Genomic DNA, 17,231 nt, shown 5'->3' with positions numbered 1-17,231 from the left:
CATACAATAAAACCAACTGCTGCAACGATTGAGGTGCCAATATGAAAAAGAAACTTAAACAATTGAGATATGTTCAGTTTGCTGAATTTAAGCCATCCCCTTATGTCTGCCGATTACATGAAAAGAGTGAAGCCGTCATTCAAGCGGCCAAAAAGAAAGACTTACTGATTTAATAGTTGAAGCAGCTTCACTTTTGTTTTAGGACCGTATACCCCATCACTTGTTAGACCATTCATTAGTTGAAATCGCGCGACGGCATTGGCTGTTTTTTCCCCATAAACGCCATCAATGCCCTTATCTACAGCTGTTTTATCAGGATAAAAATACACAGCAGCAAGCGCTTTTTGGACGAGACGTACATGCTCCCCCTTTGTCAGAGGTGATGTCACCTTTAACACCCCATCCGGCAGTTCATAACTGAGCTTTTCTTCTGTACGATAAATCTTGAGAACTTGTCCAACTCGAATCATGTTCGGGTCACTAATCTGATTCCATGTCTGTAAATCACTCACTGTGACACCATGGGCTTTGGCAATACTCGTTAGCGTATCTCCGCTTTTCACCACATATGTGATCACCGTTTCCGGATCACCTGCAGTCTCAATTCCTCTTTTAAATTCATCCCATGTAGCTAGCAGCAGACGTGGACATGTTTTTCCTGACCAATGCTGATGCGTCACCACATTTGCTAATGGAATGCCATGTTCTTTTAAAAGCTTTTGAATAAGCCACTGGGCATGTTTGACAGCTTGTTGAAAGTTTCCATCCTCATTTTCACAAATTTCAATGCCAATCGATTTTCGGTTGCCATCTCCATGTCCATCCCCAGCATGCCATCCATTTTCATTTAAAGGGAGATGCTGAAAAATTTCCTTGTCATCCACTGTAAAGTGCCAGCTTACCTCTGTTGTTGAGCGTTTGACATATGCCGCGTGACTTTTTGCGTCAGCTCCCTTAGATGTATTGGCTGTGTTATGCACAGTTACATAAAGCGGCGTCATAGCATATCCTGGCCGATTTCCGTTTCCAACTGGAATAAAATCTTGATAAATTTGTACCATGTTTTGCACTCCTTTTTGTTCAATTGATGTTTGATCTTGCTCATCAATCGGTGGCAAACGTAAGACAAATTTGTTTGTTTTCGTCATAAGACTATGGTAAAATTTGAATTCAATCGCCGTTTTATCTTTATAAAAAAACAGAATAAAAACAGGAAAAACTTCCAATTTTCTTTGATTTTATGTTAAAATTGTTAAAAACAAGCCGATATAAAAAGTAAGCGATAGCTTTATTAGCCATTTAGTCCTATATGGACTTTTCTTTTATGGCAAAAATAGAACATACGTTTGTGTGGAGGTTTTGACATGACTTATTTTTTAACCCATTTAGAAGAAGATATTAAACGGTTATACACTCAACTGCAAATAAGCGGTCCTGCCTATGTAGACATGCATAGGATCGCAGCTGAATTTCATGTATGGGTACACTACGAGGATACTGGCAGCATGATGATCAAACATCAAGGTCTTTACAGTATTATTTTAAACAGAGCCTTATCGTCAGAAGAACAGTGGCAGGATTTCGCCCACGAACTTTGTCATGTGCTGAAGCATACAGGCAACCACTTTAACATGCACAAGCTCTTTCGAGAACTGCAAGAGTTTCAAGCAAAACAATTCATGTATCACTTTTGTGTTCCGACTTTTATGCTGCTGCAAATGACGCTCCCAAACCTTAGGCAGCAAGCCATTTTGCATATTGCTCAAACATTTCATGTCACTCGGGCTTTTGCTGAAAAACGGCTTGCTCTATTTGAACAGCGAAGAGCCGGCATTCAATTTCAAAAAGAATTCACTTCTTATTTAATGAGAGCCAGCAAGGTCGCAGAAAATGAAGCAGCGTATCAAACAAAAGCGTCAGCACACGTGACGTCAGAAGTTTATTCATAAAGGCTTAACACTTGTTTCAGCGCATTTGTGTATTGATAAAATTGTTCGGTTTGTGTATCACGCCTACGGCTCCGCCTAAAGTCTTGAAAGAAAGCTCTTCTCTGAGCTTGGCTAATTTCAATTTGAACACTTTTTCCTGTGAGGCATTGATTATTAATATTTTGAGGATGTGTTCCAGCAAATTGATCCGATTCAGATAAAAGCAAGGCATGGAAGCCATTTTGTGTGAGACACTTCACTGTTTCAGCAGCTTTTTCCCTGTCGGTACCGCCAACTAAAGTTTGTAGGACGTCTGTTTCTCCATAGCCGTGGAGTGCAAACGTATAATGATGTGTATGCACTTGAGAAAGACAAATCGGCTCATCAAAACGTGTGCTCGTAATATGAAGAACATGATTGCCTTTCACTTTAAGGCCCTCGAATAAATACATAGAATAATCGGTTGCTACTTCATGGACCAGCTCGCTCACGCCAGATTCAATTCCTCCCGCATGAGGTGACAGGACGAGAAGCTGATCCCCTTTCCGCTGATGAAGAATCTGATAGTCAATCCCTTTTCTTTCATGAGCGGAAAGCTCTTCATAATTTTGATACGTATCTATGATTTGATTCATTCCATCTGCCCCATTTCTCTATATGAGCATAAGTCTACTGATCGCAAATTCTTTTGTAAAGTGTTTTCGAATGACCAGTGTGATCTGAATGCATCCTTAAATTTTCCTTATCTTTACGGGCTAACTATTGAATGTTGAGGAAAAATGACCGATAATTGAAACGAATAGAACTTTTGGACTATATGAATCTTTTTGTATTCTCTCTCATATATTAGAATATTGCGATCTACACCTGGAGGAATTCATGTTTAAAAAGAAAACCACCATTATCCTTGCCATCTTATGTCTTAGCTTCGCCGGAATTATTTACTGGAAATGCTTCTCTCTTCAAGGCGTGTCTCACGGGACATTCATCCGCTCGATATCATCACCTGATGGAACCTATACCATTAACACGTATCGACATAGCGGAGGAAAGCTAAAAGAGAATGCGGTCAGAGCAGAAATTGAAAACAAACTCACCCATCACAAGAAAACAATCTACTGGAAATACCCTGATAAAGATCCTCTGATTAAATGGGAAAATGCACAGCTCGTACAAATTGGACATGAGTTTTTAAATGTGGTCAAAGGTGAAACATACGATTATCGCTTTGATCAGAAAAATAGAAAATAACGAGCCAGCAAAAAAACGAACCCTTTTTGGATTCGTTTTTTACGTTGACATCACCTTTTGCATAAATTCTTTCATTTCTTTGCTAACTGTCGTCAACCGCTCTACAATTTCACTAAACTCCGTCACTAATAAAGCTTGTTCTGAAGATGACCCTTTCATATGGCCCATACTCTCAAGTAATGTATGTATATTAGAGGAAATCCCTTGTAATGAACTTTCTATGTTTTCTGTCGCACGTGAGGTTTCGCTTGAGAGCTTTTGAACCTCGCTCGCTACAACACTAAAACCCGCTCCCTCTTTTCCTGCCCTGGCCGCTTCAATTGAAGCATTCAATCCTAGCAGACTCGTTTGTTTAGAGATACCTTTGATCATTTTTGTAATATCTGAAGTTTTTTTCGAGCTTTCAAGTGTTTGCTGTGTTTGGAATGTCATTTCCTCACTTGTCGCAGAGAGCTCTTCTGAATGAGCCGCCACCACATGTACTTTTTCTTGAATACTTTGAATGATGTCGTTCAATGACTCCATATACGCCTCGAGTTCTATTTGATTTTTAAGCGGAAAACCTAAAGCGATTGCACCAATGACTTGATGATTTTCATCGAAAATCGGCAATCCCATTGCATTTAAAGGCGTCCCATACACCGATTCAGGTACGAATGTACTTGATGTTTCTCCTCTAAGCGCATTTTTCATATTCTGATCATCTGGTTTAATGGGATCTCCTGTCCGTATTTGAAAATCCACATCTTTTGATGGCAAATACAGCAAGAATTTTTCTCGATCAATGACACCCATCGTCACTTCATCTTTTAAAATCTTCATCATATAAGGTGCTGCGGTTACAATACTCTGTAGTATATCCATTCTCTCTACCTCCTTAATATATTTATCGGTCATTCCTCTTAAATTTGATCATTATTTTTTAAAAATAATGATCAAGATTGAAGTTTTTTTCATATTTACGAGTAAAAAGTATGCCAATTCCTTTCTATATTCAAAAAAACAAGAATTTGCTATACTTAGAAAATCAACATATGATGAAATGGTCATGTAACCATTTTATATATTCACTGGAGGCGCATGTTGTGACACAACCCATGAAGTATGAGCGGGCGATCGTCATCGGAGGCGGAATAACGGGAATGCTCGCTGCAAAGGTTTTATCAAGTTTTTACCTTGAAGTATTGATTATTGAAAAGGACGAATTGCCAGACTCTCCTGAGAATCGTCTTGGCACGCCTCAAGCTTTTCATCCACATAGAATGCTGCCACTAGGCAAACAAATAGTGGAACGTCTATTTCCTGGTTATACAAAAGAATTACTCGAAATGGGCGGGTACAACACATGGCATCAGACATCTCGATTTATGACAAAAGATGGCGAGTTAGTACTCACCGATACTGAAGAAACAGCTGTCACACGACGTGCCATGCTAGAGTGGGTGCTGATGCAAAGAATGTTACGTGAGGAACGTGTTCAATTTTTGGAAAAACATGAAGCGATCTCTCTTCTTTTTGAGAAAAAAACGACTCAAGTGAGTGGACTACAGGTCAAAGATCGGAGGATAAAGCCAGGAATCATTCACAAATTGAAAGCGGACTTAGTGATCGATACGTCTGGAAGAATGTCTAAATTGCCAAAATGGCTGAAAAGCGCAGGACGAACCTTGCCGCAGACAGATGAGCTAATCGTGTCTCTTGGTTATAGCACAAGATACTATCAAATACCACCTGAGGCACCGAATCTGGAACCAATGGTCATCGTTGGACAGCCAAATAAGAAAATTCCAACAGGACTGTTTGAACGAGTAGATCATGATTTAGCAGCTGTTCTTCTCTCTGCAGCTGGCGGCTCTCATTATCCAACAACGGACGCTGATCAGTTTGATGTAGAGACCGCTAGGCTGACCAATCCCTCTATAGCAGAAGCCATCACTCATTTAATTCCCTATACGAAACCAAAAGGATTTAGAGTTCAGGCTTGTGTCAGAAACCACTATGAACAAATGGAAGATTGGCCAAGCGGCTTATTGGTCATGGGTGATGCCTTATGCACATTAGATCCAATACATGGTCAGGGAATGACAAAGGCAGCTCTTGAGGTACAGACACTTGAGCGTATGCTCAAACAAGCACAAGAAAATGGGCTTATGTTTTTTGAAAAAAACACCTTACAACAAATGCAGCAAGCCAATGAGCTTGGCTGGTGGCTTTGTGCAATTGCGGATATGGCATGGGAAGGCGTCGAGTTAAAGGGAACCCCCATTCCCCATCTGACATTTGTACAAGAATTTTTAAATTATTATGTACAATATGCCGTTCAAACAAAACAAACTAAATACCTTGAGGCGTATCATCGTATGCATTCATTCTTAATAGAACCGAGAAAAATCATCAACCTAGAGCAGCTGCAAGACATGATTCAAGCTGACTTCACTGGTGATGTCGGCCACTGGTGGCATAGGTGGGATCAAAAGAATGAGGAATTAAATCGAGCTTTCTTCTATGAAGCTGTTCCAGACTTTCAATTACATCAATTGCTAAAATCAAACTAACATAAAAAAAGCCCCTCAACGGGGGCTTTTAATTAACGTAATAACTGAAGTACGTTTTGCGGCTGTTGGTTCGCTTGTGCAAGCATTGCTTGAGAAGCTTGAGAAAGAATGTTGTTCTTTGTGAACTCACTCATTTCTTTCGCCATATCAACGTCACGGATACGAGACTCAGCAGCTGTTAAGTTTTCAGCAGAAGCACCAAGGTTGTTGATTGTGTGCTCTAGACGGTTTTGGACCGCTCCAAGTGCTGAACGTTGTTTAGATACCGCACCGATTGCAGCGTCGATTTTTGCTACTTCAACGTCAAAGTCAAAACCATCTTCATTCACTTTAATATCTTTGACAGTCAATGTTTCAGCGTCCATTTTGCCGATCTTTACGTTGATATTTTGCTCAATGTTCGCTCCAATTTGGAATTGGAATCCATCCTCTACACTACCATCTAATAGATTCTTTCCGTTAAATGCTGTACGCTGAGAAATCCCATCAATTTCATCAACCAAAGCAGTAAGTTCTTCTTGAATCGCCGTTAAATCTTCAGTCTGCTGTGTACCAACGTTACCTGCTTGAACTGTCAATTCACGCATACGTTGAAGAATCGCATGAGTTTCAGTTAATGCACCTTCAGCTGTTTGAATAAGAGAAATACCATCTTGTGCGTTTTTAGATGCCATTTCTAATCCGCGGATTTGTCCACGCATTTTTTCAGAGATTGCAAGACCCGCTGCGTCATCTCCTGCACGGTTGATACGAAGTCCAGAAGAAAGCTTCTCCATGTTCTTTTGTCCTGCCCCATTGTTTGCAGACAAACGGTTCAGTGTGTTAAGTGCTGCGATATTGTGGTTAATTCTCATATTAAATGACCTCCATGTGTTTGAACCAATTAGACATCCATGTCCAAAAGTTCTAAATTAGAATTTTTTTGTAAGCCTTACAATCCATTTATCGAACTTCAATGGAATATGTTTAACAAAAAAGGAATAAATAAGGAAAAAGTCTTATTCATTATGATCGTTTCGCTAGAGTATGCCAAATTTAGAGGTCATTTTTCATGATTTATCAGAGGGATTTAAGAATCATAAGACTGGAGAAAATGCGAAGGAAAAAACAGCATAAAAAAAAGCCCCATCAAGGGGCCTTTCATTAACGTAGTAATTGAAGTACGTTTTGTGGCTGTTGGTTCGCTTGTGCAAGCATTGCTTGAGAAGCTTGAGAAAGAATGTTGTTCTTAGTGAACTCACTCATTTCTTTCGCCATGTCAACGTCACGGATACGAGACTCAGCAGCTGTTAAGTTTTCACCAGAAGCACCAAGGTTGTTGATTGTGTGCTCTAGACGGTTTTGAACTGCACCAAGTTTACCACGCTCAGAAGATACTTTATTGATTGCAGCATCTACTTTGTCTAATAAAGCATCTGTGTTAGCAGCAGTAGCTGTTGTCACAACATAGTCTGCTTTCAACATATCAAGACCTGTAGCCGCAGTACCCATGTTTCCAATATTAACAGTTAATTGTTGAGTTTTGTTAGCACCGATTTGGAAAGTAAATCCATCTGTTGCAGTACCATCAAGTAATTTTTTACCGTTGAATGCTGTACGATTAGAGATACCATCTACTTCATCTAAAAGGTTGTCGATCTCATCTTGGATCGCTTTAAGATCTGTAGTTGCATCTTGCGTACCAGTGTTACCCGCTTGAACAGTTAGTTCACGAACACGTTGAAGGATTGAGTGAGTTTCAGTCAATGCACCTTCAGCTGTTTGGATAAGTGAGATACCATCTTGTGCGTTTTTAGAAGCCATTTCTAATCCGCGGATTTGTCCACGCATTTTTTCAGAGATTGCAAGACCTGCTGCGTCATCTCCTGCACGGTTGATTTTAAGACCAGAAGAAAGTTTCTCCATGTTCTTTTGGCTAGCAGCGTTGTTTGAAGACAAACGGTTTAATGTGTTAAGTGCTGCGATATTGTGGTTAATTCTCATTTCCTATTACCTCCATGTATGTGGGACCTGACAGACGTCCTTGTCTGAAAAAAGTCCTTTATTCTAGGGCTTATCAACCCTGACAATTTTATTATCGGACGTGGTTATGGGATGTTTAGCAGATTTTTAAAAAATATCTTGTTTTTTTATGATATTAATCCTATTTTTAACAATAATGTAAAATATAAAAAGCTGCTAACCTATTTTTAGCAGCTTTCATTTTATTAATATTGCTTGATATCAAACATTAAGATATTTTGGTACACCACGTAATCTTTCTTACTTGTGAAAGGTCCTTTATTGTGTTCATCATTGATCTCATAAAAGTTCATTCCGATTCCAAAGCTTCTTTCTTTATACCAATTAAGAAAATCGTTGATTTCTTTCATTGAGAGCAGATAATCCTTTTGTAACCCATTGATCATGGTAATGGAAAGTATACCTTTCGCAGTTTCTTCTCCTGGTTTTGTTCCATCTTGGTCTTTCGGCTCTTCTGTTGTGCCGTCACCTGGCTTTGTTCCGTCTTGATCTTTCGGCTCTTCTGTTGTGCCGTCACCTGGCTTTGTTCCGTCTTGATCTTTCGGTTCTTCTGTTGTATCATCACCTGGCTTTGTCCCGTCCTGATCTTTTGGCTCTTCGGTTGTACCATCACCTGGCTTTGTCCCGTCCTGATCTTTTGGCTCTTCGGTTGACCCATCATCTGGCTTTGTTTCATCTTCAACAATTTGTAAGCCATTTATTGAGATAGAAATTACTGATTTGAAGTCGTTTTTAACCGATTTGGAATGATAATATTCTTTAAAGTTCCTCCCACCTATGATATATATCGTACCGCCAAGAGTTACAGCACTTGATCCCACTCTAGCTTCAGGCAATTCACTTATACTTTTTTTCACAGAATTAGAATCGACATCATAATATTGTGAATATGGTGATATTGGGCTGGATCTGTCATCGTCATACTGACCGCCTACCATAAACAATTTTCCCTGATATGTTGTAAACGCTGCCCCTAGTTGATAAAACTTCAACTTTGATTTCGTTTGTACCCATTGGTTTGTTTCAATGTTATATTCATACACTTGGGCATTCTTGGCATTACTAACTGTTCTTTCTCCACCTGTGACATAAATTTTGTTGTTAATAACTTCTGACATAGACATACCAGTAAATTGCTGAGGAAACATTTTCAATTGTTGCCATGTATCCGTTTTTGTATCATAACTATAAAAATTATGTTCTTGATAAGGACTTTTATTCGTTGCAAGAATATAAATCTTATCATTTACAACACTCGCGCTTATATCACCTTTTGTCACAGCTAGGTTTGGTATATTAATTGGTGTTTCAGACCATGTATCGGATTCTACATCATAAATATCAATTGTTTTTGTGCTATCTTGATATGCTCCTCCAATGACATATATTTTTTCCCTATCGCCACTGCCGCACTATCTGTTCTTTCTCTTGGCATATCAGCTTTTGAGCTCCACTCATTTTTGTAAGGATCATACATGTAGGTATTTTTATTACTATGTGATTTTTGACTGCTTCCCCCAAAAACAAAAATTTTCCCATCTACTACTACAGAACTAGAATGAAGTCTCTCTTCCGGTAAGTCCACTCGCTTCGTCCAACCATTTGTCTCAGCTGCATGAGCATTTAGCGGATGAATTGTGACCATCATAAAAATGGCCAAAAGCACTAAAAATAATCCTTTTTTCATCATTTATTTCCCCCATATCTTAAATATCCCTCCTTTTATCGACATATTTGGAATAAAATTTAATTTTTATCATTGTGCCCCATCATAAATTCAGGATGCACTTATTTCTATAAATATCTTTCTACATATATCAAATTTATCTGACATTACCTTTTCATAATCGCTTCTTCATCTTTCAACTGAATCATAAGTGAGGATTGAATATATAATAAATTGATAATACGTCGTGCCATTTCTGAGGGAGATGCATTGTAGTCATTTCTGATCCATTCAATGATAAAACCAAAGATGCCGTATGAGCGATACTGGACAAAATAACTGTCGTTGATTTCTGCATACTGATCACTCACAAACGACATTCTATTTTGGAAAATATATTGTATTTTCTTAAGCAATTGTTCTTGTATGTGGGGAATTCGGTCTTCCATCACTAATAAATCATAATAGTCGCGATTTTCAACGATATATTGAAATACATCGGTGCCTTCTGGTTTCATGCGAGTTAAATCCAACAGTGGATTTTCACGAGTCGGCTTACAAAATTCATATTCGAAATCGACCATTTCCCGGTGAATAACATCTGCTGCTAATTCATCTTTACTTTCATAATGCACATAAAACGTCGTCCGATTATAGTTTGCCTTTTCCACAATATCCTTCACTTTTACGTGCGAATATCCTTTTTCTTTTACTAGTATTTTGAATGTTTGACGAAGTGTTTCTTTTGTTCGCTCAACACGGCGATCCTCTTTTTTGATCATGGGCCCCTCCTTTAGACACTTTTTAAAAAATGTTGATTAGAGATACATAAATTCATTTGTGTTGAAAACCTATACAAAAAAGATTTTTTGCTGATTGAAACGGAAAATCTTTCGTCCTACAATCAACTTAGTCATAAAGAAATGAATTTTTTGTGACATTTGATCTAACTTCTTTAGAATATCATACTATATAAAAAGTGAGGGCACATGATATGGAAATTCAAGCGATGGTCACAACAAATGAAAAAGATTTCGAGAAACAAACACTATTACTAGATGATCCAAAAGCAGATGAAGTGCTTGTCAAAATCGTTGCATCTGGCGTTTGTCATACGGATGCCACTGTATTAGATGGCACGCTTCCTGTCCCACGTCCTGCTTTATTAGGACATGAAGGCTCTGGTATTGTCGTAAAAGCAGGTTCTAATGTCACAACCATTCAAGAAGGAGACCACGTTGTACTAGGTTTCGCTTATTGCGGTCATTGCCATAATTGTCTTGACGGGAACGCTGGTGGATGTGAAAACATGATTCCACTGAATTTTTCTGGTCGTAATAAACATAATGAAACGCCTATCCATACACATGATCATCAAGATGTATCACAATTTTTTGGTCAATCGTCATTTGGTACATATGCAACGGTTGATGAGAAAAATGTGGTGAAAGTAGACAAAGAAACTGATTTACGTTATTTAGGACCATTTGGCTGCGGCTTAATGACTGGGAGCGGTACTGTCTTAAATTCACTTGCTCCAGCTCCAGGTACAAGCTTTGTTGTGTTCGGTACAGGCGCTGTTGGTTTAAGTGGGTTAATGGCAGCAAAAATTGCAGGCTGTGATCCGATTATTGCCGTTGATATCCATGATAGCCGCCTTGAGTTAGCAAAAGAATTAGGTGCAACACATGTCATCAACAGTAAACATGAGAATCCAACTGAAAAAATCAAGGAAATCACAGAAGGAAAAGGGGCACATTACTCATTTGAAACAACTGGAGTACCAGAAGTCACGCTAGCTGCCCTTCACTGCCTACGTGTCAAAGGAACTTGTGCAACAGTAGCAGTAGGAAAACGCGATTTAACGTTTAATGTGACAAATGATCTCATGCTCAATGCGCTCACGTTAAAAGGTGTGATAGAAGGAGATGCCGTTCCTCAACTATTCATTCCTAAACTAGTCAAGTTCTTTAAAAATGGACAATTCCCAGTTGAGAAACTAGCAAAATTCTACGAATTAGAAGAGATTGAACAAGCCTTTGAAGATTCTAAAAATGGATCTACGATTAAACCAATTCTTATTTTAGATAAAGAGTATCGAGCTTAAGTCGTAATGAGACATGAAACTCAAAATCCCCCTTTCCATATAAAGGGGGATTTTTGGACTTTCATGCTGTCCTTACCTTCACACATACATCACCGGCGTCGATATTTTAATAATCTTCCCGCCTCGACGATAAAACCTTGGGACTCGGCGGCTTAAGGTCGCGACAACTTCGTAATTGATCGTATTCAGCATTTCAGCAATTTCATCAACAGAAATTTCTCCGCCCTTTTGACGGCCATAAATGACGACTTCCTCGCCTTGCTTTGCTTTCATTTCCCCTAAACTGATCATCGTCATATCCATTGTGACTCGGCCAGCAATCGGCATTCTTTCTCCGCGGAAAAGCATAAACCCTCGATTGGATAAAGCACGTGAGTACCCATCTGCATAACCAATCGGTATGGTCGCAATGACTTCGTCAGGCTTTGCGACATAGGTAGCCCCATAGCTGACCGTCCTAGGTTTTGTGACCATTTCTTTTACAAAAGCAATTCTTGCCTTTAAGCTTAGTGCCGGTTCCAATTGAACAGCGTGTAAGCTTTGAATATATTGCGAGGGATACAATCCATAAAGTCCGATACCAAGCCGGATCATATCGGCACTAAATTCAGGAAACGCAATCGAAGCAGCTGTATTGTTCATATGTACGGTCGGCAGTTTGATCCCTTCTTCTTTCAAAAACCGAAGAAAATCAATGAAGATGCTGTGCTGAAGCAACGTAAAATCAGGATCAGGTTCATCCGCAGTGGAGAAATGCGTAAATATTCCATCCCACCTCAGGTTTTCACTATTTTCAAGCGCCTTCACCACCGCTAACAGCTCTTCCTTTGTCCGTACACCTAACCGCCCCATCCCTGTGTCAACATTGACATGAATCCCAAGCCGGCGCTGGCTTTCTTCTTCCGCTAAGATCTCATTTGCTTGAGCAATCCAGTCTTCTCGAAGGCCGGAGAGATCGATTCTCCAGGCTGCGGCCCTTTTCACACAATCGAGCGGTGTAAATCCAAGCACAAGAATAGGTGCTTCTATTTTTGCTCTTCGCAATACAATCCCTTCTTCTAAGCTAGCAACTGCAAGTTCTGTCGCACCGCTTTCTAGTGCCTGCCGCGCTACCTCCACTGAACCGTGTCCATAAGCATTCGCCTTCACGACAGCCATGATCTTACTTTTTCTTGGAATATGCGCTTGAATCGCTTCGATATTCCTTTTTATTGCATCAAGATTGACTTCAATCCAGACTTGCCTGCAAAGTTTTTGCATGTATGCTTCCTCCTCATCACATGAGTCATTTCAATATCAATGTTCGTTTTCGTGTCTAGTCTATCTTTATTCATTTTTGAAAAAAACATTCAACTACAATGACTGGACTGGCTTTAACTTGATTGAGATAAAAAAAGAAACCACATCAAAACTGTGATTTCTTTTTTATGAACAGAAATTTACTTAATACGCAGATTTCATCATTGAATCAATTTGATGATAAATCTCCTCCAGATTTTCTCGTTCAATCAAATATTCAGCGGTGCTCTTACGAACTGGCACATCAAATTGCAGGAAGGTGATCGTGATCGTTGATGCTTCTTGATCATTCATCGTTAATCTTAATTGAAGTGTAGAAATCTCTTCATTATTATCACTCTCAGTAGAATGTTCAATCGGTATACCATCTTCTAACACGTCAACTTGTTTCAACTCTTGCAAGGAAAGCTCAGTGACTTCAAACCTGAATTTCTGAGATGAGCCGCCAGGTTGATATGTAATAAAGCGCATTTTCTTTCGCTCGTCATCAATCGCAAATCCTTTATCAACATTTTGCGAAAAGATGTATGTTGAGGACTGAAATCCGTCTTCGTGAAAGAGCATCATCATCTTATCTAATAAGATGTTTGGATCATTCTTTTCTTTTTGTCTTTGCAGCCTTCCCGCTATGAATAAAATGACCATTCCCCCAATGATGCTAAAAGCCGTTCCTAACCCATTACCTACATTTACGAAAACAGTAAAGCCTAAAATAGCAACAATAAAAGCGATTACAATTCCTATGATGAATATCACACCATGCTCCTCCTGACATGACCTTTTATTGTCATATTGGTTTAGCCATAGTATAGCATCTGGATTAAGTACTTCAGAAGAAATCTTTTATTTGGATGTACCTTCAAATCGGGAAGAAGCATTTCAAGATACGAATAAGGCTCAATATCGTTATTTAAAGGAACGAGTCCTAAATTATTTAAACGTGTAGATTTTACATTCATGAAAACAGACCACAAGAGGTCTGTTTTCATTGAAGTTAGATAAAATGTTTAAAAGATAGGCAGTAAGAATTCACACACCTTATCTTCGCCTTCTTCTTCTCTATATCTCTCCATAATAGGTGCATCACGCATGTTCAATTGATTGTGTTGGATCATTTGAGGCAATTGCGTCCAAAACAAATTCACTTTTTCGACTGTATGTGTCACCGTGAACACAGCATACATTCCTCCTTCAACATGACCAGTCTGAACAAGTTGATCTTTGGAGAAATCTCTATTTGTCATGAACATGAGGTCATATCTGCAATTTTCAGGTAAAGTTCTTGCAGGATCATCTTGAGAAACACCGTATATGCCATGTTTCTTTAATTCGTCATTGAATTGATGTTCTTTGATCCATTTTTTAAATTTCTTCATCATCTCCACATTCTCTTTACTGCCATACGGTCCTATATTTCTCATATACACCATTTTCATATTCGTTAACATTTCAATTTTGTAATTCATGATTCCCCTCCAACTCTTATTGGAAGATTGGCCAATCATTCCTTACATCCAACGGTAACACCCTTTAAAATATAATGCATTAGGATATTAATAATAATGGAATCTCATATTCTCATTCATAAGATATCCAATTTTTAAGCATAAAAAAGAACGGATTTTAGCCGCTCATTTGTTATTGATTTTCCTTTGAAGGAATGGCTTTCAGAAAACTGACAATCAAAAAGACCCTTTAGAGGGCCTTGTGAATGATTAGATAAAATGATTTCTATTCATAAATAAGCACCCAGTACTTCGCCCCAGGCTCCCCTTCCTCTACAACAGCCTTCCATCCTCTTTTTTGATAAAAAGACAAAGCTTTGTGATTTTCGGAGACACATTTGAGGGTGACCGGTGTTCCCAAAACTTTTATAGCTTGCTTAAGCAGCAGATCGCCAGCCCCTTGACCAGCAGCTTCTGGATGTACAAACAAGAGATGAATAAAACGATCTGGTACATATAATGAGATGAATCCAAAGATTTTATTGCTCTCCTGAGCTATGAAAATTTGCTCTTCCTGCGTATCTTGATCAAAATCTTGCAGATTGATTTCTTCTGTATTGAGCCAGTGAAAGCTCTGACATCGGGATTCTAAATAGATTTGTCTTAATTGTGGATAATCTTCTATGCTTGCTTCTCTAATCAACATCGCAACATCCCCTATGTTTGTTCATTGGACTCTAAAATGTGTTTTGCCTGTGTTCTGCCTGCCAATAACAATTGATCACTGAACTGCGAGTCATTGACAGCACGCGCAAGAGCAATTGTACCAATCATGCTGCTTACTAGTGCGTAACTTGTAGAGAGGCTTATGTTTCCCGTATCGGCTATAAACGCCATAAACCGTTTCAATTCATCGGTATAAGCTTTCCGTACCTCTTGCGATAATTGAGAAATCTCCCCTGCCAGCGCAGGCAGTATACAGCCGACTTCCGTCTGATCACGGTGAACGGAACTTAAATAAAATTCAATAATCGTCTGAATTCGAGGCTGATCTGCTTTCTTATCTGCAACACTTTGCAGCAGCTTGATCGTATCAGTAATAGCAAAATGAAAAGTCTCTATCACCAACTGATCCTTGTTCTTAAAGTGAGCGTAAAACCCTCCATGAGTTAGACCTGCCCCTTTCATAATGTATGGCAAACTGATACTACGGACGCCATTTGTTCGAAATGCTCGTGCAGCACTTGCGATGATCTGCTCTCTCACTTTTGACTTATGACCTTTCGGATAAGGCATCCTCTTTTCTCCTTCCTTTTTACTCATCTAAGTGTATTTATTAAAATATTATAATTATCATATTATCTTGTGTCAATTGACTAAAATCCACCTTTACTCACTCAGATGGGATTGACTTCACCAAAATATGATGACTATAATATATTATGATCATCATATTTTGAAATTGGAGGTGCAGGAAATGATTCATTTAGAAACAGTAGATACATTAGTGATTGGATCAGGTCCGGGAGGCTACGTGGCGGCGTTACGTTCAGCTCATCTCGGCATGAAGACAGCGATTGTAGAACGTGATCAGTTAGGTGGCGTATGCACCCATGTAGGCTGTATCCCTTCTAAAGCGCTAATAGCAGAAGCAGAGCGGTTCAAACTCCGCACACAATGGGGTGGTTTTCAAGAAGGCGGTTCTTTCAATGAAGCTCAAGCGTTCAAAAAAGCTGTTGTGGAAAAACAAGCTGGAGGCGTCCAATTTTTGTTAAAGTCAGCTGGAGTTACCATTTTGGAAGGCGATGCAAGCTTGTTCGATCAGCATACAGCGGTGATTCAACATGCCGAAAAAGGTGAAAAACGAATCAACTTCAAACACCTTATATTAGCAACCGGCTCTCGTCCAATTGAAATTAAATCACTCCCTTTCGGAGGTCGTATATTGTCTTCCACTGAAGCACTATCCCTTCCCGAAATCCCTAAAAGCCTTGTCGTAGTTGGGGGTGGATATATTGGTGTTGAACTCGGACAGATGTTTGCAAGGTTTGGATCAAAAGTCACCATTCTAGAAGGCGGCAATCAAGTATTGCCTGGCTTTGAAAGTGAACTTGTCTCTCCTGTTGTTCGACAATTGAAAGAAGATGACATCACCGTGATTACAGGAGCAAACGTCATAGGTGCCGAGCAGCATATGAGCGGAATTGATCTTCATTATGAGAAACAGAAAGAAAGTTACACGTTGAAAGCAGATTATGCACTGATTACTGTCGGAAGAAAACCGAATACAGATGGAACATTAGGTCTCCATTCTATCGGTTTGTCCATTACCCCTAACGGACTAGTTAAAATTGATGAACAATGCAGAACTTCCATTCCGCACATTTATGCAATTGGTGATATCACCGAGGGTCCTGCTCTGGCTCATAAAGCTTCCTATGAAGCGAAGGTGGCAGCAGAGGCAATCGCCGGGAAACCTTCGATGATCGATTATAAAGCGATCCCACTTGTTGTGTTTTCTAGCCCAGAATTGACGAGTGTTGGACTGAGCGAAACGGATTGCAAGCAACAATCCATTCCGACTGTTATTGGAAAAACAATGTTCTCTATTAATGGTCGAGCACTGGCATTAAAAGAACCAGAAGGATTTGTGAAGATTGTGGCCCATGCTGAATCTGGCCTTATTTTAGGAGCACAAATCGTAGGTGCAGACGCATCTACTCTTATATCAGAACTTTCTCTCTCTATTGAAATTGGTGCTACAGTAGAAGATTTAGCCATGACGATTCATCCTCACCCAACATTAGGTGAAATGATCATGGAAGCTGCAGAAATGGCCACTCGTAAAGTTGAAAAATACCTTTCACGATAATTCATTCAGGTGCATCTTTTAAAGATTGAGCAAAATAATCGCCATAGCCTATTTAGGAATAGGCTATGGCGATTTCAATTGAGTCA

At 39.3% G+C, this 17,231-nt stretch carries 19 protein-coding genes; 6 read left to right on the top strand and 13 right to left on the bottom strand.

Features of this window, described 5'->3' with window-relative positions; genetic code table 11:
- The first annotated feature begins 41 nt into the window (after positions 1 to 41).
- Entirely contained in the window at positions 42 to 173 is a 132-nt protein-coding gene (locus MHI41_RS06120; protein ID WP_008346290.1) for a hypothetical protein, read from the top strand.
- Here the strand turns inward: MHI41_RS06120 and MHI41_RS06115 are convergent.
- On the bottom strand, positions 162 to 1,061 hold the full coding sequence (locus tag MHI41_RS06115) for an N-acetylmuramoyl-L-alanine amidase (protein WP_026050077.1): 900 nt from the start codon (positions 1,059 to 1,061) through the stop codon (positions 162 to 164). The two genes, MHI41_RS06120 and MHI41_RS06115, sit on opposite strands and share 12 nt — an antisense overlap.
- A 303-nt stretch (positions 1,062 to 1,364) precedes the next feature.
- Here MHI41_RS06115 and MHI41_RS06110 point away from each other — a divergent pair, with 303 nt between their 5' ends.
- The gene (locus MHI41_RS06110) at positions 1,365 to 1,949 is read left to right on the top strand and encodes an ImmA/IrrE family metallo-endopeptidase (RefSeq protein WP_017367071.1); all 585 of its coding nucleotides are present in this window, start codon (positions 1,365 to 1,367) and stop codon (positions 1,947 to 1,949) included.
- Here the strand turns inward: MHI41_RS06110 and MHI41_RS06105 are convergent.
- The gene (locus MHI41_RS06105; protein ID WP_017367070.1) at positions 1,940 to 2,563 is read right to left on the bottom strand and encodes a poly-gamma-glutamate hydrolase family protein; all 624 of its coding nucleotides are present in this window, start codon (positions 2,561 to 2,563) and stop codon (positions 1,940 to 1,942) included. The genes MHI41_RS06110 and MHI41_RS06105 overlap by 10 nt on opposite strands.
- Positions 2,564 to 2,807: 244 nt before the next feature.
- On the opposite strand from MHI41_RS06105, the gene MHI41_RS06100 reads away from it, so the two are divergent.
- Positions 2,808 to 3,179, top strand: a complete 372-nt coding sequence (locus MHI41_RS06100) for a DUF5412 domain-containing protein (RefSeq protein WP_017359605.1) — start codon at positions 2,808 to 2,810, stop codon at positions 3,177 to 3,179.
- Positions 3,180 to 3,218: 39 nt separating this feature from the next.
- On the opposite strand, the gene MHI41_RS06095 is transcribed toward MHI41_RS06100, so the two are convergent.
- The gene (locus MHI41_RS06095; RefSeq protein ID WP_017367069.1) at positions 3,219 to 4,043 is read right to left on the bottom strand and encodes a methyl-accepting chemotaxis protein; all 825 of its coding nucleotides are present in this window, start codon (positions 4,041 to 4,043) and stop codon (positions 3,219 to 3,221) included.
- A gap of 221 nt (positions 4,044 to 4,264) precedes the next feature.
- On the opposite strand from MHI41_RS06095, the gene MHI41_RS06090 reads away from it, so the two are divergent.
- Positions 4,265 to 5,734: an FAD-dependent monooxygenase gene (locus MHI41_RS06090; protein WP_342494645.1), complete on the top strand. Its 1,470-nt coding sequence runs from the start codon at positions 4,265 to 4,267 to the stop codon at positions 5,732 to 5,734.
- 32 nt (positions 5,735 to 5,766) lie between these two features.
- Here the strand turns inward: MHI41_RS06090 and hag (MHI41_RS06085) are convergent, their stop codons facing one another.
- The 5 genes from hag (MHI41_RS06085) to MHI41_RS06065 form a co-directional block, all read right to left on the bottom strand.
- Positions 5,767 to 6,588, bottom strand: coding sequence for a flagellin Hag (gene hag / locus MHI41_RS06085; protein ID WP_025207195.1), 822 nt, complete (start codon positions 6,586 to 6,588; stop codon positions 5,767 to 5,769).
- Between the two features lie 289 nt (positions 6,589 to 6,877).
- On the bottom strand, positions 6,878 to 7,717 hold the full coding sequence (hag, locus tag MHI41_RS06080; protein ID WP_191096755.1) for a flagellin Hag: 840 nt from the start codon (positions 7,715 to 7,717) through the stop codon (positions 6,878 to 6,880).
- A 224-nt stretch (positions 7,718 to 7,941) separates the two neighbouring features.
- Complete coding sequence (locus tag MHI41_RS06075; RefSeq protein WP_342494763.1) at positions 7,942 to 9,135, bottom strand: kelch repeat-containing protein; 1,194 nt, start codon at positions 9,133 to 9,135, stop codon at positions 7,942 to 7,944.
- Positions 9,084 to 9,443, bottom strand: coding sequence for a kelch repeat-containing protein (locus MHI41_RS06070; protein WP_342494644.1), 360 nt, complete (start codon positions 9,441 to 9,443; stop codon positions 9,084 to 9,086). Before MHI41_RS06070 ends, MHI41_RS06075 begins: the two co-directional genes overlap by 52 nt.
- A 146-nt stretch (positions 9,444 to 9,589) precedes the next feature.
- Entirely contained in the window at positions 9,590 to 10,204 is a 615-nt protein-coding gene (locus MHI41_RS06065) for a TetR/AcrR family transcriptional regulator (protein ID WP_058213846.1), read from the bottom strand.
- A 212-nt stretch (positions 10,205 to 10,416) separates the two neighbouring features.
- On the opposite strand from MHI41_RS06065, the gene MHI41_RS06060 reads away from it, so the two are divergent.
- A complete protein-coding gene (locus MHI41_RS06060; protein ID WP_342494643.1) occupies positions 10,417 to 11,529 on the top strand; it encodes an NAD(P)-dependent alcohol dehydrogenase in 1,113 nt (370 codons plus the stop codon).
- 78 nt (positions 11,530 to 11,607) lie between these two features.
- Here the strand turns inward: MHI41_RS06060 and alr are convergent, their stop codons facing one another.
- The 5 genes from alr to MHI41_RS06035 form a co-directional block, all read right to left on the bottom strand.
- Positions 11,608 to 12,789, bottom strand: a complete 1,182-nt coding sequence (alr, locus tag MHI41_RS06055) for an alanine racemase (protein WP_342494642.1) — start codon at positions 12,787 to 12,789, stop codon at positions 11,608 to 11,610.
- A 183-nt stretch (positions 12,790 to 12,972) separates the two neighbouring features.
- Positions 12,973 to 13,584 carry a hypothetical protein gene (locus tag MHI41_RS06050; RefSeq protein WP_342494641.1) on the bottom strand — a complete coding sequence of 204 codons (612 nt, stop codon included), beginning with the start codon at positions 13,582 to 13,584 and terminating at the stop codon, positions 12,973 to 12,975.
- Positions 13,585 to 13,835: 251 nt separating this feature from the next.
- On the bottom strand, positions 13,836 to 14,294 hold the full coding sequence (locus MHI41_RS06045) for a GyrI-like domain-containing protein (protein WP_017367059.1): 459 nt from the start codon (positions 14,292 to 14,294) through the stop codon (positions 13,836 to 13,838).
- A gap of 265 nt (positions 14,295 to 14,559) precedes the next feature.
- Positions 14,560 to 14,979: a GNAT family N-acetyltransferase gene (locus tag MHI41_RS06040; protein WP_281201311.1), complete on the bottom strand. Its 420-nt coding sequence runs from the start codon at positions 14,977 to 14,979 to the stop codon at positions 14,560 to 14,562.
- Between the two features lie 11 nt (positions 14,980 to 14,990).
- A complete protein-coding gene (locus MHI41_RS06035) occupies positions 14,991 to 15,569 on the bottom strand; it encodes a TetR/AcrR family transcriptional regulator (protein WP_008348332.1) in 579 nt (192 codons plus the stop codon).
- A 181-nt stretch (positions 15,570 to 15,750) separates the two neighbouring features.
- Between MHI41_RS06035 and lpdA the strand changes: the two genes are divergently transcribed.
- The gene (lpdA, locus tag MHI41_RS06030; protein ID WP_342494640.1) at positions 15,751 to 17,145 is read left to right on the top strand and encodes a dihydrolipoyl dehydrogenase; all 1,395 of its coding nucleotides are present in this window, start codon (positions 15,751 to 15,753) and stop codon (positions 17,143 to 17,145) included.
- Positions 17,146 to 17,231: the final 86 nt, after the last annotated feature.

The organism is Bacillus sp. FSL M7-0307 (assembly GCF_038627835.1).
In the GTDB taxonomy this organism is placed as follows: domain Bacteria; phylum Bacillota; class Bacilli; order Bacillales; family Bacillaceae; genus Bacillus; species Bacillus altitudinis.
The sequence above is the reverse complement of the archived record's forward strand: the minus strand, read 5'-3'. Positions and strand labels throughout refer to the sequence as shown.